The 18,718-nt window shown below is 74.7% G+C and carries 18 protein-coding genes; 5 read left to right on the top strand and 13 right to left on the bottom strand.

Annotated features, from left to right (window positions below):
- Positions 1-133 precede the first annotated feature (133 nt).
- From AB0C99_RS37620 to AB0C99_RS37590, 7 genes are all read right to left on the bottom strand, one after another.
- Positions 134-814, bottom strand: a complete 681-nt coding sequence (locus tag AB0C99_RS37620) for a response regulator transcription factor (RefSeq protein WP_362484686.1) — start codon at positions 812-814, stop codon at positions 134-136.
- Positions 811-2,178, bottom strand: a complete 1,368-nt coding sequence (locus tag AB0C99_RS37615; RefSeq protein WP_362484684.1) for a sensor histidine kinase — start codon at positions 2,176-2,178, stop codon at positions 811-813. The genes AB0C99_RS37620 and AB0C99_RS37615 overlap by 4 nt, the downstream gene beginning before the upstream one ends.
- A gap of 59 nt (positions 2,179-2,237) precedes the next feature.
- Entirely contained in the window at positions 2,238-3,422 is a 1,185-nt protein-coding gene (locus AB0C99_RS37610; RefSeq protein WP_362484682.1) for an acyltransferase, read from the bottom strand.
- Positions 3,415-4,407: an alpha/beta hydrolase gene (locus AB0C99_RS37605; RefSeq protein ID WP_362484680.1), complete on the bottom strand. Its 993-nt coding sequence runs from the start codon at positions 4,405-4,407 to the stop codon at positions 3,415-3,417. Before AB0C99_RS37605 ends, AB0C99_RS37610 begins: the two co-directional genes overlap by 8 nt.
- 190 nt (positions 4,408-4,597) lie before the next feature.
- On the bottom strand, positions 4,598-5,161 hold the full coding sequence (locus AB0C99_RS37600) for a dihydrofolate reductase family protein (protein ID WP_362484678.1): 564 nt from the start codon (positions 5,159-5,161) through the stop codon (positions 4,598-4,600).
- A 42-nt stretch (positions 5,162-5,203) separates the two neighbouring features.
- The gene (locus tag AB0C99_RS37595; RefSeq protein WP_362484676.1) at positions 5,204-5,683 is read right to left on the bottom strand and encodes a (2Fe-2S)-binding protein; all 480 of its coding nucleotides are present in this window, start codon (positions 5,681-5,683) and stop codon (positions 5,204-5,206) included.
- A gap of 18 nt (positions 5,684-5,701) precedes the next feature.
- On the bottom strand, positions 5,702-8,056 hold the full coding sequence (locus tag AB0C99_RS37590) for a molybdopterin cofactor-binding domain-containing protein (protein ID WP_362484674.1): 2,355 nt from the start codon (positions 8,054-8,056) through the stop codon (positions 5,702-5,704).
- Between AB0C99_RS37590 and AB0C99_RS37585 the strand changes: the two genes are divergently transcribed.
- Together AB0C99_RS37585 and AB0C99_RS37580 are read left to right on the top strand one after the other, a co-directional pair.
- Positions 7,998-8,942, top strand: a complete 945-nt coding sequence (locus tag AB0C99_RS37585) for an NAD(P)-binding domain-containing protein (RefSeq protein ID WP_362484673.1) — start codon at positions 7,998-8,000, stop codon at positions 8,940-8,942. The genes AB0C99_RS37590 and AB0C99_RS37585 overlap by 59 nt on opposite strands.
- A 147-nt stretch (positions 8,943-9,089) precedes the next feature.
- Positions 9,090-9,566 (top strand): RidA family protein, encoded by a 477-nt coding sequence (locus AB0C99_RS37580; protein ID WP_362484671.1) that lies wholly within the window; start codon positions 9,090-9,092, stop codon positions 9,564-9,566.
- A 45-nt stretch (positions 9,567-9,611) separates the two neighbouring features.
- Here AB0C99_RS37580 and AB0C99_RS37575 read toward each other — a convergent pair whose 3' ends face one another.
- The 5 genes from AB0C99_RS37575 to AB0C99_RS37555 all read right to left on the bottom strand — a co-directional run bounded on the left by AB0C99_RS37575 (position 9,612) and on the right by AB0C99_RS37555 (position 15,366).
- A complete protein-coding gene (locus AB0C99_RS37575; protein ID WP_362484669.1) occupies positions 9,612-10,451 on the bottom strand; it encodes a PhzF family phenazine biosynthesis isomerase in 840 nt (279 codons plus the stop codon).
- Between the two features lie 100 nt (positions 10,452-10,551).
- The gene (locus tag AB0C99_RS37570) at positions 10,552-11,382 is read right to left on the bottom strand and encodes a proline hydroxylase (RefSeq protein WP_362484667.1); all 831 of its coding nucleotides are present in this window, start codon (positions 11,380-11,382) and stop codon (positions 10,552-10,554) included.
- A gap of 61 nt (positions 11,383-11,443) precedes the next feature.
- Positions 11,444-11,635 (bottom strand): hypothetical protein, encoded by a 192-nt coding sequence (locus AB0C99_RS37565; protein ID WP_362484665.1) that lies wholly within the window; start codon positions 11,633-11,635, stop codon positions 11,444-11,446.
- Positions 11,636-11,754: 119 nt separating this feature from the next.
- Entirely contained in the window at positions 11,755-14,847 is a 3,093-nt protein-coding gene (locus tag AB0C99_RS37560) for an alpha/beta fold hydrolase (RefSeq protein ID WP_362484663.1), read from the bottom strand.
- Between the two features lie 153 nt (positions 14,848-15,000).
- Positions 15,001-15,366, bottom strand: coding sequence for a hypothetical protein (locus AB0C99_RS37555; protein WP_362484661.1), 366 nt, complete (start codon positions 15,364-15,366; stop codon positions 15,001-15,003).
- Between the two features lie 145 nt (positions 15,367-15,511).
- On the opposite strand from AB0C99_RS37555, the gene AB0C99_RS37550 reads away from it, so the two are divergent.
- A complete protein-coding gene (locus AB0C99_RS37550; RefSeq protein ID WP_362484659.1) occupies positions 15,512-16,285 on the top strand; it encodes a type 1 glutamine amidotransferase in 774 nt (257 codons plus the stop codon).
- Positions 16,286-16,373: 88 nt separating this feature from the next.
- On the top strand, positions 16,374-16,814 hold the full coding sequence (locus AB0C99_RS37545) for an OsmC family protein (RefSeq protein ID WP_362484658.1): 441 nt from the start codon (positions 16,374-16,376) through the stop codon (positions 16,812-16,814).
- A gap of 100 nt (positions 16,815-16,914) precedes the next feature.
- Here AB0C99_RS37545 and AB0C99_RS37540 read toward each other — a convergent pair whose 3' ends face one another.
- A complete protein-coding gene (locus tag AB0C99_RS37540; RefSeq protein WP_362484687.1) occupies positions 16,915-17,607 on the bottom strand; it encodes an RraA family protein in 693 nt (230 codons plus the stop codon).
- 226 nt (positions 17,608-17,833) lie between these two features.
- Between AB0C99_RS37540 and AB0C99_RS37535 the strand changes: the two genes are divergently transcribed.
- Complete coding sequence (locus AB0C99_RS37535) at positions 17,834-18,631, top strand: metallophosphoesterase (RefSeq protein ID WP_362484656.1); 798 nt, start codon at positions 17,834-17,836, stop codon at positions 18,629-18,631.
- The last annotated feature ends 87 nt before the right edge of the window (positions 18,632-18,718 follow it).

Genomic DNA, 18,718 nt, shown 5'->3' with positions numbered 1-18,718 from the left:
CGGTACGAGGCGGCGGCGGAAGCGGCTCGCGGAGCCCGGCCCAATCAGCGGGACCACCTCCTGGACCTGATCGCCCGGTGCCGGGGCACGCGGGCCCGTCCCGCGACGGGCGGCCGGGGCCGGGCGCGTTCCGTCAGAGGGCGCCGGGCCGGACCAGCCCCGTCTCGTACGCGTGGACGGCGGCCTGGGTGCGGTCGCGCAGCGACAGCTTGGCGAGGATCCGGCTCACGTACGTCTTCACCGTCTGTTCGGCGACCACCAGGCTCGCGGCGATCTCGGCGTTCGACAGTCCCTGCGCGATCAGGGTCAGCACCTCGGTCTCGCGCTCGGTCAGCGCCCCCACCCGGTCCATCAGCGGCGCGCGGGGCGCGGGGCTGATCCGGGAGAACTCGGCGATGAGCCGCTTCGTCACGTTCGGGGCGAGCAGCGCGTCGCCGCGCGCCACGACCCGTACCGCCTGGGCGAGTTCCTCGGCCGACGCGTCCTTCAGGAGGAAGCCGGAGGCGCCCGCGCGCAGCGCCTCGTAGACGTACTCGTCCAGGTCGAAGGTGGTCAGGATGAGCACCTTGACCGTGGCGTCGGCGGGTGCGGTGAGGATCCGGGTGGCTTCGAGGCCGCCGGTGCCGGGCATCCTGATGTCCATCAGGACGACGTCCGGGGCGAGTTCGGCGGTCTTGGCGACGGCGTCGGCGCCGTCGACGGCCTGGCCGACGACCCGGATGCCGGGCTCGGCGTTCAGCAGGACGGTGAAGCCCTGCCTGACCATCACCTGGTCGTCGGCGATCAGGACCCTGATCTCGGGGCCGTCGGTCATGAACCGTAACCGTCCTTCGTCGTGGACTGCGTGGGCTGCGCGTGCAGGGGCGCGGGCAGGACGGCCGTGACGTCCCAGCCGCCGTCGGGGGTGGGGCCCACGGCGAGTTCGCCGCCCAGCATCGCGGTGCGCTCGCGCATCCCGAGCAGCCCGTGGCCGGGCTCCCGGGCCCCACCCGAGGGTACGGGGCCCGCGGCCCGGCGGGTGGCCGGGGTGTTGGTGACCCGCACGGTCAGCCCGGCAGTGTGGTAGCGCGTGGTCACGGTGGCGCGGGCGCCGGGCGCGTGCCGCATCGCGTTGCTCAGCGCCTCCTGGACGATCCGGTACGCGGAGAGTTCGGTGCCCGGCGAGAGCGGCCGGGCCTCACCGACGGTCTCGGCGGTCACGTCGAGCCCGGCCGCGCGGACGTTGGCGAGGAGCTCGCCGAGCCGTTCCAGGGTCGGCTGCGGGGCGTGCCGTACGCCCGCGGCCGTGTCGCCCGCCGCCCCGTCGCCGCGCAGCACGCCGAGGACGCGGCGGAGTTCGGTGAGGGCGTCGACGGCGTTCTGCCGGATTCCGGCCAGGTTCTCGCGCAGTTCCGGCGACGGGTTCTCGACGAGGTGGGGGGCGACCTGGGCCTGGATGGAGATGACGGACATGTGGTGGGCGACGACGTCGTGGAGCTCGCGGGCGATCCGGCCGCGCTCTTCGAGCAGGGCGCGGCGGGCGCGCTCCTCGGCGGTCAGCTCCTCCTGTGCGACGAGCCGGGTGCGGGAGACGCGGCTGGCGCGCAGGGAGGCGCCGACGACGGTCGCGGTTGCGAAGGCGGTGGCGCCGGACCAGAGCGTCGGCAGGTGCGGGACGCCGCCGGGGCCGAGCGCGCCGACGCCGGTGAGGAGCGAGACGGCGAGGGCGGCGGCCGCGGCGACCGGCCGGACGCGCAGGGCCAGGAGCAGCAGGACGAGCGTGTGCAGGGCGATGGCGCCGGCGTTCCAGGGCCGTTCGGCGCCGAAGACGGAGGCGGTGACGGTCGCGGACACCAGGAGCGCCCCGGTGGAGAGCCACCAGCCGGCGGCGGGCCGGGAGAGGGCGAGGACGGGGGCGGCGCACTGGGCGACGACGAGGAGCGTGACGCTGCCGGGGAGGGGGTCCAGGTGGCGCGCGTAGAGGTTGAGGCTCCACACGCTCAGGAGCACGGTGAGCAGGACGAGGTGGGCGTGCGGCAGCCAGTTGAGCCAGCGGCTGCGCGGGAGCGGGTCGCGGCGGGCGGTGCCGAGGTCGGCGCGCAGGACGCCGGGCACGGCGCGCAGGGCGAGCTCCCACCGCGCGGCCGGGCCCGTGGCCGTACCCGTGCCCGTGGCCTCTTTTGTTCGTGTCCCTGTCACGGTGTTCATCCTGTCCCCCTGGAGTGCAAGTCGGGCGGCCCTGCCCGTACGCATGATCATCATCGTGCCGTCTCGGCGCGGGCCCGTCGAGCCTTCGCCGGCGGCTCGACCCCAGGGTCCTCGCGGGCCGGGCGGCGGCGTGCGGTGCCCCGCTCGTATGTGTGGAACGCGGCTCCGCAGACCAGCAGGGCGCCCGCGAAGAGCGGCAGCCAGCCGAGCCGGGCCAGCACCCAGGCGTAGTCGTCGGGCACGGTGTGCAGCCCGGTGAACGGCGCGTGGCCGAGGAGTCCGGCGGTGAACAGCCCCCCGGCGGTGACGGCGATCATCGCGGTCTGGTGCCAGAGGAAGACGGTCATGGCGCAGAGGTTGAGCAGGGCGACGGCCGCCTGGGCGAGGCCGAAGGTGACGGCGGCGAGGGTGGGCGGGTTGAGGTTGGAGACGGGGGCGCCGGGCACGCCGACCATGGAGCCCGGGTAGCCCGCGAAGGCCACGAGCAGCCCGGTGGCGGCGGCGCCGCCGAGCAGCAGCACCCAGGACGAGCGGAGCTTGAGCGGGCCGCGGCGGGCGAGCAGGGTGCCGAGGCAGTACGGGACGAGCCAGCCCGCGGGCAGGTTGAGCCAGCCGAGCGCCTCGGGGCCGTCGAAGCCGAAGCGGATCAGGTCGACGTGGAGGACGACGGCGAGCGGCCACAGCGGGTGGATCCGGGCGACGAGCGGCGTGGCGGCGGTCAGCGCGGCGAGGACGAGCAGGAACCACAGCGGGGACAGGACCAGCTTCCCGAGGGTGTACAGGGTCACCCAGGGCACCCCGCAGGCGAGCATGACGCCCGTCGCCAGGACCCAGACGGCGAGGAGCGGCACCACCGGGCGGAAGAGCCGGCGCAGCCGGGCGGCGATCCAGCGCCCGTGGCCCTCGCCGCGGGCGCGGGCCGCCGCGTGGCCGCGTGCGGCGACGTGGCCGCCGACGAGGAAGAAGACCGCGAGGGTCTGGAACGCCCAGGAGACGGGGGTGAGTTCGGGCAGGTGCCCGAGGGGGCTCTCGGCGCGGAGGGTGCCGCTGTCGGTGACGAGGGCGGTGACGAGCCAGTGCCCGAGGACCACGCCGAGGATGGCGAGGCCGCGCAGCGCGTCGAGGGCGCGGTCCCGCCCGGGCGGGGTGGCGGCCTCGATGCGCGCGGCGAGCGCCCGCAGGGAGGCGGGACCGGACGCGCGGGTGGAGGCGGTCGCGGTGTGCCGCTCACGCATGGCGGGGCTCCTGTCCGTCGGCGATGCGCGCGATGTTCGCCAGGGCCGTGGACCCGGGGACCAGGTAGTCGCTGTGGCCGCCGGGGCCCGCGTCGAAGGTCCGGGCGCCGTAGGCGGGGTCCAGGGGGTCGGTGCCGAAGCCGAGTTCGGAGCCGGCCGGGAGCGGGAGGCGGACGTGCGGCACGTCGGCTATCCAGTCGGCGGCGCCGCGTCCGGCCCAGACGGCGGCCGGGGTGTGCAGGTCGGCGGCGGTGTCGGAGCCGGTGCCGGGGCTGCCGTAGAGGACGAGGGCGTCGGCGGGGGTCCCCTCGGCGGCGCGGGCGCAGACCACGGAGCCGTACGAGTGGCACACGAGGGTGATCCGGGCGCCGGGGCGGGCCGCGCGCAGTTCGGCGACGAAGGCGCGGAGCGCGGGCGCGGACTGGTCGGCGCGGCCGGGGGTGAGGGAGGCGGTGCTGCCGGTGGCGGGGGTGCGGTAGCCGAGCCAGGCGACGACGGCGGCGCGGGCGCCGTGCGCGTCGCGGAGTTCGTCGCGCAGGGCGACGGCGCCGGAGCGGAAGCGCGCGTAGCGGTCGAGGTCGGTGTCTGCGCCGGGGACGAGCACCGCGATCCGGTCGGCCCCGGCGAGGTCGCCGACGACTTCGGCGGAGCGCCCGCCGTCCCGCCCGTCGAAGGTGAGGAACCGGCGGCCGGGCCCGGCCATGGCGTGCAGCGCGGCGGCCCGCTTGCGCGCCCCGTACTCCTCGGCGCTTCGCTCGGCCGCGCGCACCGCGTCCCGGCCGGCGGCGTAGCGCGCGGCGAGCTCTCCGGACGACGCCGAGGCCAGCGGGGCCGCCGGTGCCGGGGCGGGCGCGGGCACGTCGGCGGGCCGGGCGGCCCCGGCGACCGGCACCGCGAGGGCGGCGGTGACGAGCGCGGCGAGCAGCGTGCGGCGGAGCCGTCCGGGGGAGAGTGCGCGGCGGGGGCCGTGCGGCTGGGGCGCCATGGGATTTCCTTCCGTACCGGGGTTCGATCCGGTACGGAAGAAACTAGGAAGCGGGGCTTGTGGTCGGCGTCCCGCCGAGGAGCCAATCCCGGCGGTAGCTCTCAGGTATGACGGGTAGTCCGGGAGGTTCGACGGGCGACGGGTCCGGAAGGCGGACGCCGTCCCCCGGAGGGTGGTCGGGCGGGGTCGCTCACACCCGCTCGTAGCGCAGCATCACGACCCCGTTGGGGAAGGCCCGGGTGGTGTCGAGGCGCAGGTCGGTGAAGGTGTCGGCGGGGGCGAGGAGGGGGGTGCCGCGGCCGATCACGACGGGGTGGACGTACACCTGGTAGACGTCGATGAGGTCGTGGGCGCGGAAGGAGGCGACGAGATTCGCCCCGCTCACCGTGAGGTCCCCGTCGGTGGCCGCCGCGAGGGCGCGGACCTCGTCCGGGTCGACGCGGGGGACGACGGTGGTGTCCCAGTCCGCCTCGGTCAGGGTGGTCGAGTAGACGGTCTTGGGCATGGTGCGCCAGATCCCGGCGAACTCGCGTGTGGCGGGCGAGCTCGCCGGGTCGGCGTCGGCGGTGGGCCAGTGGTCGGCCATCAGCTGGTGGGTGCGGCGACCGCTGAGGAAGCGGCCCATGCCGGCCAGCTCCGCGTTGAAGTGGAAGTGGAGTTCCTCGTCGACGCGGTGCCAGCCGATGTCCTGGCCCGGCCCTTCGGTGTAGCCGTCCAGGGACACTCCGGCGAACAGCACGATCTTTCCCGGCATCGGTGGTACTCCCTCTCGTCGGGGAGGACCGCGGCCGCCGGGTCAGACCATGCGGCGGGCGCCCTCCTTGATGGCTTCACGGATACGGTTATAGGTTCCGCAGCGGCAGATATTGCGGATCTGGTCCAGGTCGGCCTCGCCGACCTCGCGTCCGGCCTCGTGGGCGCGGCGCACCGCCGCGACGGCGGTCATGATCTGGCCGGGCTGGCAGTAGCCGCACTGGGCCACGTCGATGTCGAGCCATGCCTCCTGCATCGGGTGCAGTTCCCTGCCGACGGTCGCGGGCAGCCCCTCGATGGTGGTGACCTCGTCGGCGGGTTCGAGGTCGCGGACCGGGACCGAACAGGGGGTGAAGGCGCGCCCGTTGAGGTGGCTCGTACACGCCTGGCAGACGCCGACCCCGCAGCCGTACTTGGGTCCGGTGACGCCGAGGACGTCCCGGAGCACCCAGAGCAGCCGGACGTCGTCCTCGACGTCCGCGGTGACGGCCTTGCCGTTGAGGATGAAGGTGTGCTGGGGCACGGGTGTGGCTCCTGGTTCTCAGAGGGCGCGGGCGCGGCCGTCGACGGGCGCGGCGGGGATGGGCGGGACGGTCGGCAGCGGGGTGAAGGCCGGCGGCTCCGCGTGGTTGACGGGGAAGCTGGTCGGCATGGTCCCGGTGGCCCGGCCGTAGGCGCAGGCGACGGCCGCGGCGGCGGCTCCGACGGCGAGCTCACCGGCGCCGCCGGGCTTGTCGCCGGTGGGCGGCATGACGATGATCTCCAGCTCGGGCGGGGTGTTCCACTGCCGGGTGTAGTAGTAGTTGTCCCAGCTGCTCTCCTGGAAGTGCCCGTCCTTGAGGTGCAGCCCGGAGGTGAGCGTGAGGGCGATGCCGTCGATGATGCCGCCCATCATCTGGGCTTCGAGCCCGCGGGGGTTGACGGCGAGGCCGACGTCGACGGCGCACACGACCTTGGTGACGCGCGGGCCGGTGTAGGCGTCGCGGACCGTGCGGCCGGTGGTCGCGGGGCGGCAGTCGATCTCGGCGAGGACGGCGACGAAGGCGTGGTATTCGGGGTGGACGGCGATGCCCTGGGCGGTGCCGGGTGCCATCGTCCGTCCCCAGCCGCCGACTTCGGCGACCTTGTCGAGGACGGCGCGCGCCCGCTGGTCCTTCAGCAGCCGGCGGCGGAACGCGAGGGCGTCCTGGCCCATCCGCTCGGCGAGTTCGTCGAGGACGAGCTCCTGCGCGCAGCGCACGTTGGGCGAGTAGATGTTGCGCATGGAGCCGGTGTTGAAGCCGGTGTCGACCTCGTTGAGGAGCTGGGTCGTGACCCCGAGGTGGTACGGGCTGGCCTGGGTGAGCTGGAACATCGTCTCGGAGAACGCCAGGTTCGCCACCGGGAGCCGGGCGACCTCGGAGGTGATGATCTCTCCGATGCCGTGCCCGAAGTCGGTGGCGACGGAGGTGTGCCGCTGCTCGTACGTGAGGACCTCGCCGAGCGCGTAGGTGGCGCGGACCCGGGAGGTGGCCATCGGGTGCGTACGGCCCTGGCGGAAGTCGTCGGTGCGGTGCCACATCAGGCGGACGGGCTTGCCGAGCGCCTTCGAGATCTCGGCGGCCTCCCCGGCGGCGTCGTGGAACAGCTTGCGGCCGAACGAGCCGCCGCCCTCGGTGACGTGGACGGTGACGGCGCCGACGGGCAGGCCGAGCCGGAGCGCGATCTTCTCCTGGGCTACGATCGGCGACTTGAGGCTCGCCCAGATCTCGGCGGAGCCGGGGCGGACGTCGGCGACGGCGCAGTTGGTCTCCAGGGCGCCGTTGCTGGCGAAGGCGAAGGTGAAGCGGACGTCGACGGCTTTGGTGAGCAGGTCGAGCGGCGGCACGACGAGGGGCAGTTCGGCCCTGCGGAGCTTCTGGAGCACGGTCGCGTCGGAGGCGCCCTCGGCGGTGCCGGGGCCCCAGGTGACCTTCAGGGCGCGGACGGCGTCGATGCACTGGCCGAAGGTGCGGGCGCGGACGGCGACGCCGGTGGACACGGTGACGACGTCGGTCACGCCGGGCATGGCCCGGACCTCGGCGAGGTTGGCGACCGCGCGGACGGTGCCGTTGATGGTGGGCGGGCGGCAGACCATCGTGGGCAGGGCGCCGGGCACCTGGACGTCCATGGCGAACTTCTTGCGCCCGGTGACCGCGTCGAGGGCGTCCACCCGGCCCCGGCCGGTGCCGATGACCCGGAAGTCCGCCCGGTCCTTGAGGGTGACGGAGACCTGGGTGTCGGTGAGGGCGGCGGCCTTCACCGCGAGTTCCCCGTACGTGAGGCGGACGCCGGCGGCCGAGGTGACGACGCCCGCCTTGGCGGTGAGCGTGCCGACGAGCTCGCCGAGTTCGAGGGCGGCGGCGCGCAGCAGGCGTCCGCGCGCGACGGCGGCGGCGACCCGGATCGGGGTGAAGGTGGAGATGGTGGTGTTGGAGCCGCCGGTGAGCTGGTTGAAGAGCAGTTCGGGGCGGGCGTCGGCGAGGCTGACCCGGACCTTCTCGACGGGCAGGTCGAGCTCCTCGGCGATGATCATCGCGGTGGAGGTGGTGATGCCCTGGCCGACCTCGGCGCGGGGCAGCGCGAAGTGGGCGGTGCCGTCCGGGTCGATCCGGATGGTGATGAGGTTCGCCGTCGGGAGGGCGGCGTGGGTGAGCATGTCGTTCAGGTCGTAGAGGTCGGCGGGCCCGGGCAGGGAGGGCACGACGGCCGGGACCGCGGCCTCGGCCCGCGCGGGCGCGAGGGCGTCCGCGCCGACCTGGGCGGCGACGGTGAGGGTCGGCGCCGCCAGTACGTAGCCGAGGAATCGGCGCCGTCCGATGCCGCGGGGCGGAGCGGCCTCCCGGTCCTGCGGTACGGCGCGGTCCTGCGCTGTCATCGGCGCTGCCCTTTCGACGAGGGGTGAGGGGTGGGGGCGCCGCTCGGTCCGGCGCCCAGTGGATCATCACCCGTTCGGCCCCGCACCGGGGCCGGAACGGCCCCGCTTCCCCCTGGGGAACGTCACGTTCTCACGCCGGGGCCGGGGAATAGCACGCGGGGCCGGCCCGTTGCGCACTGCCAGAACGCCCACCGCGCCACCGCTCGAAAGGCAGACCCTCATGAAGATCGGCATCATCGGAGCAGGCAACATCGGCGGCAACCTCACCCGCCGCCTCACCGCGCTCGGGCACAAGGTCTCCGTCGCCAACTCGCGCGGCCCCCAGACGCTCACCGCGCTCGCCGAGGAGACCGGGGCGACTCCGGTGACGGTCGGGGAGGCGGCGCGCGGCGCGCGGATCGTCGTCGTCACGATCCCGCTGAAGGCGATCCCCGACCTCCCGGCGGAGGGCCTGTTCGACGGGGCGGCGGAGGGCTTCGCCGTGATCGACACCGGCAACTACTACCCGCGTGAGCGCGACGGCCGGATCGCGGGCATCGAGGACGAGGGCCTGACCGAGAGCCGCTGGACCGAGCGGCACCTGGGCCACCCGGTGGTCAAGGCGTTCAACGGCACGTACGCCCAGGACATCCTGGACCGGCACCGCCCGGCGGGCGACGCCGAGCGGCTCGCGCTGCCGGTGGCGGGCGACGACGAGGAGGCCAAGAAGGCGGTCCGCGAGCTCATCGACGAGCTCGGCTTCGACACCGTCGACGCGGGCGGCATCGACGACTCCTGGCGCCAGCAGCCCGACACCCCCGTCTACGGGCTGCGCGGCGGCGTCGAGGCCGTCGAGCGCGCCCTGGCGGAGGCGTCGCCGGAGCGGCCCGCGTCCTTCCGAGGCTGACGGCGGCGGACGCGAGGGTTCCCGCGCCGGGGCCCGGCGCCGCTCCCGTAGCAGAAGCGCCCGGCCCCCGGCGGGACAACCGCCGAGCCGGTCCCCCGGGCGCGAGCGGGTGGGACGATGGACCGTCACCACCCACGAGGAGGGGCCATGAGCACCGACATCCGTGAGCGGCTCGCCGAGCTCGGTCTGAGACTGCCGGAGGCGAGCGCCCCCAAGGGGGCGTACGTGCCGGCCGTGCGCAGCGGCACGATGGTCTTCATCGCCGGTCAGATCCCGCTCAGCGGCGGGGAGTTGACGGCCACCGGCCGGGTCGGCGCGGAGGTCTCGCCGGAGCGGGCGAAGGAGCTGAGCCGGCAGTGCGCGCTGGCGGCGCTCGCGGCCGTCGACTCGGTGGTGCCGCTGGAGCGGGTGGTCCGGGCGGTGAAGGTGATCGGCTACGTGTCCTCCGCCCCCGGTTTCCTCGGGCAGGCGGCGGTGGTCGACGGGGCGAGCGAGCTGCTGGTCGACGTGCTGGGCGAGGCGGGCCGGCACGCCCGCAGCGTGGTCGGCATGGCCGTGCTGCCGCTGGACGCGCCGGTGGAGATCGAGATCGTGCTGGAGGTCGAGGCGGACGGCACTCCCTGACCGCCCCGCCCCGGCCTCCTTGGCTTTCGCCGGCTCCGGCGGGCCTCAGCCGATGGGGACGGCGGTGCCCGTCACCTGGATGCCGCTGGACCGCTGGGCCGGGACGCCGACCGTGAGGAGGCTCGGGCGGCCCATGTCCACGCCCTGGTGGATGGTCAGCGTGGCGGGCAGGTCCACGAGCCCGTGCGAGCGGAGGTAGCCGCCGAACGCGGCCGCCGCCGCGCCCGTCGCGGGGTCCTCGAAGACCCCGCCGGGCGGGAAGGGGTTGCGGGCGTGGAAGACGGTCTCCGACTCGCGGTGCACGAGGGCGACGGTGGCCCAGTCGCGGCGGGCCATCAGCTCGCCCAACGCCGCCATGTCGTAGTCCAGTTCGGCCAGCCGCTCGCGGGTCGCGGCGGCGATCACCGGGTGCCAGGCACCGCCGTAGGCGGCGCGCGGCGGCAGGGCGGGGTCGAGGTCGTCGGCGGACCAGCCCAGGGCGGCGAGGAGTTCGGCCAGGTCGTCCTCGGCGATCTCCTCGTCGCGCGGCTCGACGCTGACGAGGGTGGCCACGACGGTGCCGTCCGGCAGGGTCGAGGTGGTGACCGGGACCGGACCGGCCTTGGTGCGCAGCAGCAGGTCGCCGACGCCGTGCCGGTGGGCGTGGGCGACGGCGGTCGCGATGGTCGCGTGGCCGCAGAACGGCACCTCGATCTGCGGGCTGAAGTAGCGGATGTCGAGGGTCCCGTCGGCGCGCGGGACGGCGAACGCCGTCTCCGAATAGCCGACCTCGGCCGCGGTGGCGGCCATCGTGGCCTCGTCGATGCCCGCGGCGTCCAGCACCACACCCGCCGGGTTTCCGCCGTGCGGGTCGGTGCTGAAGGCCACGTAACGCAAGATGTCCATCGCCCGAAGTTAGCCGCTCCCTCGCGAGGCCGTCAAAGCACCTTCCAGGGCGGCGACATGGCGGCTCGGCCCCGGCGGAAGGGGCCGGGCACGGGCGTGTTCAGGCCCAGGTGAGCAGGTGTCCCGCCGAGGAGAGGCCCACCGCGAATCCCAGGGCGATGCGGCGGGCGCCCCGGCTGGGGCGTACCGCGTGGAAGAAGCGGGGGTCGATGAGCAGCGCCTCACCGACGCTGGGCGCGATCGTCAGCGATTCGGCGTCGCGGACGACCGCCTCGTCGTAGCCGTACGAGGCGGGCAGCCGGTGCGCCTCGTCCTCGGGCTGCCAGCGGTGCCGCCACAGCACCGTCTCGCCGCCCGAAGGGGGCACGCTGAGGTAGAGGTTGAAGGCGAACTGCCCGATCAGCGGGACGTCGAGGAGATCCCGCTCGTACTCGCGCAGCGAGTCGTCGAAGTGGACCCGGAAGCCCTGGTTCGGCTCGCGGGCCACGCCGTCCCCGAGTTCGCGCCCGCCCCGCCGGCCGACCGCGACGCCGCCGGGCCAGTGGGTGCCGAGCCGCTCGCGGCAGAGGGCGAAGGGGTCGAAGGAGAGGCCGAGGCCCCGCCATGCCTCGTGGTGCCGCTCCAGCGCGAGCCAGTAGCTGTCGGCGACGCCGCCGTCGGCCATGTGGTCGCTGATGCCCACGCCGAAGCGCATCACCCGCGGCTGGACGCGTGCGCTGCCGTACGCGTCGAACGCCCGCTCCTCCAGCGCCGTCAGCACCTCCGCGCACCGCTCGGCCGGCAGGAACCCGGGCACCCGGACGGCCGCGTACCGGCCGGCGGCGAGGCCGGTGAGCAGCTCGTGGGTGAACGCGGGCGCGGTGGCGGCGCGGAAGAACGGATCGTGCGCCGCTTTCGGCGGCAGGTCCTGCGTGCAGTTCCCTGTGGTCATTTCGTCGGCCCCCCGACTTCCTGAAAGACAACGGAAAACAGACAACGGAAAACGACGGCGCCTATCCGGGATGCGTCCCGCTGGTGGTGCGGAACGCGGTCTTCGCGTCGAGCTCAAGAGCCTGACGTCCGGCTTCCAGGGCCTCCATGGCCACCTGTCTGCCGAAGTCGGCCTGCATCTCCTCCAACTCGCTCCCCGGTGCGCCCCACGTCAGGGACTGGTCGTCGTAGGGGTCGGTGGGGCGAGAAGTCATCGGCGGACCTCCGAACGTTTCGGGAAGGGACGCGTCACACAGGGTGAGGCACCGTCAGGCTACGCGCAAGCCCGCCGGGCCCGACGGGCTTTGCCCACCTCGGGCCCGGCGCCCCGCGCTCAGGTGGGCATGTCCCGCAGCGCCTCCAGCAGCCCCTTGGCCTGCAGCGACAGCGGGTGGTCCGAGGTGACCACCCGGTCGAGGTCGCGCACCAGGCCGCGGAGCGCGTTCACCGCTTCGGGGGTACGTCCCCGGATTCCCAGCAGGACCAGCACATACGTGTAGCGCAGCCGCATCACGAGGTGGGAGTCCTGGGCCTGGGAGGCGTCGCCGAGCGCCCCGCCGATGACCTCCTCCGCCTCCTCCGCGCGCTCCTGGGCGAGCAGCGCGTGGGTGAGCGTCTCGCGGACCCGGAGGGTCTCCGGGGTGGCGGGCGGCCAGTGGTTGCGGCGGCTGATGGCGAGGATCTGCCGCGCCTCCGCCTCGGCCTCGCGGTGGGTGCCGAGGGCGAGCATCGTCCGGGCCAGGGTGTGCCGGACGACGAGGGTGTCGTAGTGCTCGGGTCCCCGGACCTGGTTCTCGGCCTCGACGATCGAGCGCAGCAGGACCTCCGCCTCGCTCTCCCGCCCGGCCTGCTCGTTGATCGCGCGGGCGAGCTTGTGGCGGCTGGCCAGGGTGTCGGCGTGGTCCGCGCCGAGGATCGCGGTCCGGGCCTCGACGACCAGCTTGAGGGCCTCCTCGGCGCGGCTGAGCTCCTCGCGGTCGAGGAAGATCCTGCCCTGTTCGTGGCGCAGCCCGAGGATCTCGCGGTCGTCGGGATGGAAGCCGTACGAGGCGCAGCGCTCGATCAGCGCGGCGACCAGGACGTACGCGGGGCCGAGCAGTCCGGTGGCGATGAGGTAGCGGGCGGTCAGGCGGGCGAGTTCGAGGGCCTCGGTGCGCACGGTGCGGTCGCTGAGCCTGAGGTCGCCGAGCAGGCAGGTCCGGGAGACCTCCAGGGCGTGCGGGGAGAGCGCGGCCCACAGCGGCCAGTTGGCGGGGTGGTCGGGGTTGCGCGGGAAGGCGGCCGCGAGCAGCATCCGCAGGGCGAGGCCGTGGTACTCGGCGGGGCGCTCCCGGACCTCCGCGTCCTCGCGCAGCACGCCGTGGACGACGGGGTGCAGGGTGAGCAGGCCGGCCAGGTCGTGCTCGCCGGGCCCCTCCCGTTCGAAGGCGTCGACGAGGCCCAGTTCCTCCAGGCCCTTGAGGGCCTGGCTCAGCGATCCGGCGGTCGCGCCGGGGAAGAGGGCGGACTCGGCGAGCGCGGGGCCGGTCAGCAGGAGGCGGTACGGGACGGGGGCGATGCTGAGGCAGGCGAACACCTTGAGGAGGGTCGGCGCCTGGGGCAGCTCGTGCTCGGTGAGCAGGTCCATGCCGATCCCGCAGACCTTCTGCACGATCCCCCGGCCGAGGAGCTCGCCGAGCTGCGGGGCCTCCTGGCCGTTGGCGGTGTCCTCGCGGGGTTCGAGGACGCGGCGGAAGCTCTCGAAGTCGACGATGTCGGTGTCCAGCCGGATCCGGCTCTCGTGGACGGCCTTGATCACGTCGGCGGCCTGCCGCAGGGCCAGCGGAAGCCCGCCGAGCTGCCGCGACAGGCGCCGCGCGTCCTCGTTGGTGCCGCCGAGCCCGCCGGTGCGTTCGAGCAGCATGGAGGCGCCGTCGTTCTCGTCCAGCGGGAGGACCTGGTGGATGACGGTGGCGTCGCCCCAGGAGCTCCGGCTGCGGTCCCGGCTGGTGACGAGGACGGTGCCCTTGGCGTTCTTCGGGACGCGCAGCCAGCCGGTGCCCTGCGCGACGGGGGTGTCGGCGAGGCCGAGCCGCTCCGGGTCGTCGGCGTTGTCGAAGATCAGCAGCCAGGGCTCGGGGCAGGCGTCGAGGAGCTGCCAGACCAGGTCCATGGCCGTGCCGACGAGCCAGGCGCGTTCCACGGTGATCGACGGGGCGCCCAGGTCGCGGGCGATCATCGGCATCCGCTGGCTGAGTTCGGGCGTGGACACCCACCAGACCCGGTGTCCGGCGCGGCGCGCCCGGTCGGCGGCCTCCAGCGCGATCCGGCTCTTCCCGGACCCGCCGAGCCCGGCGACGACGTGCACCTGCTGCCGGGCCTCCTCGGACAGCAGCCGGGCGACGAGACCCAGCCGGTCCTTCCCCTTGAGCTGGCCGTCCGCGAGCTGCCCGTAGGGAGGGGGCGGAAAGCCGGCGAGGTCGGGGGACGGGGGTGTCGGGGGGACGGCGGGGACGGATGCCTGGGCGGGGGCGAAGACGGGGTGGGGGGTGGGGGCGGTGATGTCGCCGGGGCTGGGGAGGCTGGTGTGCCCTGCCTGGGCGGCGAGCGCCTCGTCGGCCCCTTGGGTCGCGCCGGCCTCTCCGACCTGCCTGGCCCCGTTGGTCCCACTGGCCCCACCGGCCCCAATCGCCGCCCTTGCCTCCCTGGCCGCCGTGGCCTCCCTGGCGTCCTCCGCCTCCTGGGCGACCCTCAGCAGGGCGCGCTGCACGGCCTGGTAGGAGGATGCCTTGCGGTCCGCGGGCTGGACGATGCTGAAGTGGTCGGCGGTGACCACCCCGCCCTTGGGGAAGACGCCGCGGGCGACGATCGGGGGCACGATGTCGTCGGCGGTGCCGCCGTAGGCCAGTACGGGGATGGGGCACTCCTGCTCGGAGAACTCCCGGGCGTGGACCACCGAGCTCAGCACCGTCCGCTGGGCCTCGGTGACGGCCCGGTCGAAGGGGCGCAGTTGCTGTTCCTGGGGGTTGCGCCACAGCGGCAGGGCTTTGCGCACCGTGAGGAAGAAACCCGACCCGGTGTTGGGGCAGGCGAACATGGTGAAGTGCTTGATCCGGGCGAGCTCGCGGCCCTCGCCGTTCCAGAGCTTGCGCGCCAGGAAGCGCTGCACGACCAGCCCGCCCTGGCTGTGGGTGACCAGGACGATCCGCTCGGCGTCGGCCAGTTCGGTCTCCAGGAACGTCCCCAGCTGGTCGGCGACGTCGTCGGTCTCGGCGATCCGGCGGTCGGGGCGCAGCCGTACGAACGGCGAGTCGTACTGGAAGGGGTGGACGCTGACCCAGCCCGCCAGCTCCGGGTCGTCCGCGATGAGCTTCTCGAACGCCTGCCACACCTTGGCGGAGGAGAACAGCCCGTGCACCAGCACGAGGTGGACGCGCGTCGAAGGCATCGCGAACCTCCTTGCTCAGAAGGGATTCTGAAAGAGAGTCAACTCGATCGCAGACAATCAGTCGCCCTGCCAATGATGCACGAGGGACGACTGATAGGACCACGACGGGACGGTCCCCCGTCGGCCGACGCGACGGCCCCCGACCGCCACCCCCTACCGCCGCCCGGTCGGGCGCGTCCTGCCCCTCCAGGCCGGGGCCGCCGCGCCGGGCTTGCCGCTCGCCCACCGGGCGGACGACCGGACCCAGGCGCCCCGCGCCGTCGACCGCGCCGTCGCGAAGGCCCTGCCCCCGCAGCCCCGCAGTTGGGTGCGGGAGAGCCGGGCCCGCTGGCCGCCGCCCGCGATCAGGGCGTTCACCGACACCATCGGGTCGCCGCCTGCGGTCCGCGCCACGAGCGCGCCGACCACGAGCGGCAGCAGCGCGACCGCGAGGGCCGAACCGGTGGCGGTCGCCGTGGCGGTGACGGCCCGCGAAGGGCGGGGGCGCCGGGTGGCGGGGCGGGGGCTGTCCGTGTCCATGACACCAGTTCACCAGCGGGCCCGGGGGCGGCACACCGTACGCGGTACTCAGGCGTCACGGCACCGGATACTCACCCCGGGAGGAACGCACCGGCGCGCTCCTCCGACGCATCGTGGAGGCGGAACGCCCGTGAACCCTGAGCACATGACCGCACATCCCGTCCTGGTGATCCAGCACGAGGACGACGCAGGACCCGGTCTCGTCGGCGAGCGGCTCCGCGACGCCGGGCTCGCCCCCCGGGTCCACCACCCCTGGCGCGGCGAGGAACTGCCCGCGGACCTGGCCGGCTGGGCGGGCCTGCTGGTCCTCGGCGGCGCGCCCAACTGCGAGGACGACACGGCCGCCCCGTGGCTGCCGCGCGTGCGCGCGCTGATACGCGAGGCCGTCGCCGCCGGGCTCCCGGTGCTCGGCGTGTGCCTCGGCGGCCAGCTCATGGTCCACGCCCTCGGCGGCCGGGTCGCCCGCCGCGCGCAGGGGCCCGAGGTCGGCGCCGTACCGCTGCGGCGGCTGCCCGGAGCGGACACCGACCCGGTGCTGGGCGCGGTGCCCGAGGGGGCGCTCGCGGCGCAGTGGCACTGGGACGAGGCGGTGTCCCTGCCGCCGGACGCCGTCCCGCTGCTGGCCGGGGACGACTGCCCGTACCAGGCGTTCCGGGTCGGGCCGCGGGCCTGGGGCGTGCAGTTCCACCCCGAGGTGCTCGCCGACGCGATCGCGGAGTGGGCCGGCTCGGACGGGCCCGCGGTCCGCGCGGCGGGCGGCGACCCGGACCGCGCGATCGCCTCCGTACGCGAGGCGGAGCCGGAGCTGCGCGCGGTCTGGGGCGCGATGACCGAGGCGTGGGCGGCCGTCATACGGGAGACGGCGGAGGGCGCCGCCGCCCCGGCGGGCGATCCGGCCGCCGCGCGCGGGCGCGAGTGAGGGCGGTCCCGGGGGCGCGGGAATGATGGGATGGTCCGTGCGCACGCGTCCGTGTGCGCACGGACCGCAGTGAGGAGCAGTGCCGCCCATGGCCGACTACCGGATCGAGACCGTCCGCACCGGATACCGCACGTGGACCGCCCGCAACGACCGCGGCGCCGAGGTCAGCATCGGCGCCGCCGACGACGCGGACGCCCAGCCCTCGTTCACCCCCGTCGAGCTGCTGCTCGCGGCGATGGGCGGCTGCGGCGGCATGGTGATCGACCGCACGGCGCGGGCCGTCGACCACGACGACCTGCGGATCGTGGTCGAGAGCGCCTCCGGGCCCGAGGACGACGGCCGGATCGGGCGGATCCGGGTGAGCTACGAGTTCGAGCTGCCCGACAACAACCCGAAGGCGGCGGAGGTGTTCGCCCGGGGCGTGCGCCTGACGCACGAGAAGTTCTGCACGGTGAGCCGTACGGTCGAGCACGGCGCGGAGGTCGAGGCGATCCTCCCGGACGGCACGGTGGGCTTCCGCGCGGGCTGAGCCGAGGAGCGGGCGGCGCCCCGCCGCCCCTCACCTCACCTCACCTCACCTCGCCTCTCCCCACCTCACCACTCCCCCGCCGTTCGCCCTCGCCCCGCCCTCACTCCTCGATCGCTCCGCCGATCCGTCGCAGGTGGCTGCGGAAGGAGTAGGCGGGGTCCTCGGCGCGCCGCGCGAGGTAGGCGTCGAACCGGGTCTGCTCGCGCAGGGTCTGCCCCTCCCTGATCAGCCGGGCTTGATTCCGCTCGGTGCGGAAGATTCCCTCGGCGGTGTCCAGGACGGCCTCGACGCGGTCCGCCGCCACGAAGACGACACCGTCGTCGTCGGCGAAGACCACGTCGTCCGCGCCGACCGTGTGCGCGCCGACCCGGGCGCTGCTCAGCGCCTCGGGCCCGCGCGGGTCGAGGCGCACGGGGCCGGGTGCGTACGCCCCGTACGAGTACACCGGGAGGCCGATCTCGACCAGGTCCGGGGTGTCCCGGTGCAGCCCCCACACGACGACGCCGGTGACGCCGGCCGTCCCCGCCTCCAGGACGGCGAGGTCGCCGATACACGCCTCGTCCCGGCGCCCCTCGTTGTCGATGACGAGCACGTCGCCGGGGGCGGCGCGGGTGTACGCCTCCAGGAAGACGTCGACGCTGCCGTAGTGCCGTACGGGCAGCACGCGTCCGGCCAGTTTCCGGCCGGGGAGCACGGGCGAGATGCCCGCGGGCGCGGCCCTCAGCGGTTCTCCCAGGCGTACGCAGGCGTCGGCGACGAGCGGGGTGGCGAGCTCGGCGAACCGCTTCGGCAGAGCGGCGAGGTCCTTCACGGGGAGGCTCCCTTCGACGGGGTCGGCGGTCCGGATGCTAGCGGAGGAGGGGAGCGGACGGGCCGGGGGTCAGGCCGTTCGGGAGGGAGAGGGCGGGCGGCGCGAGCGGGGGCAGCGGCCTGCGGCGGGGGTACGGTCGCCCCGGGGGCGCGCGGGCGCCGCCCAGGCGCAGAGAGGGGCCGGAGGCCCGGGACCGGAGGACTTCACCGTGATCGTCATCGCGCACCTGAGCGACATCCACGTCGACGCGTCGGCGCGCAGCCGGGAGCGGACGGAGGCCGTGCTGGCGTACCTGGAGGCGCTGCCGTACGCCCTGGACGCGGTGATCGTCACCGGGGACCTGGCCGATCACGGCGAGGAGACCGAGTACGCGTGGATCCGCGCGCGGCTGGCGGCCTCCCGGCACCCGGTGCTGAGCTGTCCGGGCAACCACGACCGCAGGGACGCGTTCCGGCGCGTCCTGCTCGGCGCGGAGCCGGAGGTCCCGGGGGCGCCGGTCAACCAGGTGCTGCGCGCCGAGGGTTTCGCGCTGGCGCTGTGCGACTCGTCGGTGCCGGGGAAGGACGAGGGCTTCCTGGAGGACGAGACGCTGGAGTGGCTGGCGGCGGAGCTGGCGGCGACACCCGCGGGGACGCCGGTGTTCGTCGGCTTCCACCATCCGCCGGTGCCGCTGGGCATCCCGTTCGTGGACGGGCTGCGCCAGTTCGGGGAGGAGCGGCTGGCGGCGCTGGTGCGGCGGCACCCGGACGTCGTCGCGCTGCTGTGCGGGCACGCGCACACCGCCGCGGCCACGACGTTCGCCGGCCGGCCGCTGCTGGTCGCGCCGGGGGTGGTCTCCACGTCCAGGCTGCCGTGGGAACGGGACGGCGCCGGGCGCGACTACGTGTACCGGGACGAGATGGAGCCGTCGCTCGCCTTCCACGTGCTCGATGGCAGGCGGCTGACGACCCATTACCGGAGCGTCCCGCGCGAGGCCGCCTCGAACGGCGGCGGTCCGGGAGAGTAACGGCGGGAGAGCAGCGGTGGGGGCGGGCCCGCAGCAGCTCCTTCGAGCCGACCTCGACCGCGCCCGCCGCCACCGCGTCCCCGTACC

The sequence above is a fragment of the Streptomyces sp. NPDC048659 genome (assembly GCF_040650575.1).
Classification (GTDB): Bacteria; Actinomycetota; Actinomycetes; order Streptomycetales; family Streptomycetaceae; genus Streptomyces.
The sequence above is the reverse complement of the archived record's forward strand: the minus strand, read 5'-3'. Positions and strand labels throughout refer to the sequence as shown.

What these genes read in the sequence shown, in the direction of transcription:
- AB0C99_RS37565 (WP_362484665.1), bottom strand. Translation starts at nt 11,635, where the DNA reads ATGACTTCTCGCCCCACCGACCCCTACGACGACCAGTCCCTGACGTGG.
- AB0C99_RS37605 (WP_362484680.1), bottom strand. Translation starts at nt 4,407, where the DNA reads ATGGCGCCCCAGCCGCACGGCCCCCGCCGCGCACTCTCCCCCGGACGG.
- AB0C99_RS37585 (WP_362484673.1), top strand. Translation starts at nt 7,998, where the DNA reads ATGCCGCGGGGCGGAGCGGCCTCCCGGTCCTGCGGTACGGCGCGGTCC.
- AB0C99_RS37545 (WP_362484658.1), top strand. Translation starts at nt 16,374, where the DNA reads ATGGCCGACTACCGGATCGAGACCGTCCGCACCGGATACCGCACGTGG.
- AB0C99_RS37550 (WP_362484659.1), top strand. Translation starts at nt 15,512, where the DNA reads ATGACCGCACATCCCGTCCTGGTGATCCAGCACGAGGACGACGCAGGA.
- AB0C99_RS37620 (WP_362484686.1), bottom strand. Translation starts at nt 814, where the DNA reads ATGACCGACGGCCCCGAGATCAGGGTCCTGATCGCCGACGACCAGGTG.
- AB0C99_RS37600 (WP_362484678.1), bottom strand. Translation starts at nt 5,161, where the DNA reads ATGCCGGGAAAGATCGTGCTGTTCGCCGGAGTGTCCCTGGACGGCTAC.
- AB0C99_RS37555 (WP_362484661.1), bottom strand. Translation starts at nt 15,366, where the DNA reads ATGGACACGGACAGCCCCCGCCCCGCCACCCGGCGCCCCCGCCCTTCG.
- AB0C99_RS37590 (WP_362484674.1), bottom strand. Translation starts at nt 8,056, where the DNA reads ATGACAGCGCAGGACCGCGCCGTACCGCAGGACCGGGAGGCCGCTCCG.
- AB0C99_RS37570 (WP_362484667.1), bottom strand. Translation starts at nt 11,382, where the DNA reads ATGACCACAGGGAACTGCACGCAGGACCTGCCGCCGAAAGCGGCGCAC.
- AB0C99_RS37610 (WP_362484682.1), bottom strand. Translation starts at nt 3,422, where the DNA reads ATGCGTGAGCGGCACACCGCGACCGCCTCCACCCGCGCGTCCGGTCCC.
- AB0C99_RS37560 (WP_362484663.1), bottom strand. Translation starts at nt 14,847, where the DNA reads ATGCCTTCGACGCGCGTCCACCTCGTGCTGGTGCACGGGCTGTTCTCC.
- AB0C99_RS37575 (WP_362484669.1), bottom strand. Translation starts at nt 10,451, where the DNA reads ATGGACATCTTGCGTTACGTGGCCTTCAGCACCGACCCGCACGGCGGA.
- AB0C99_RS37580 (WP_362484671.1), top strand. Translation starts at nt 9,090, where the DNA reads ATGAGCACCGACATCCGTGAGCGGCTCGCCGAGCTCGGTCTGAGACTG.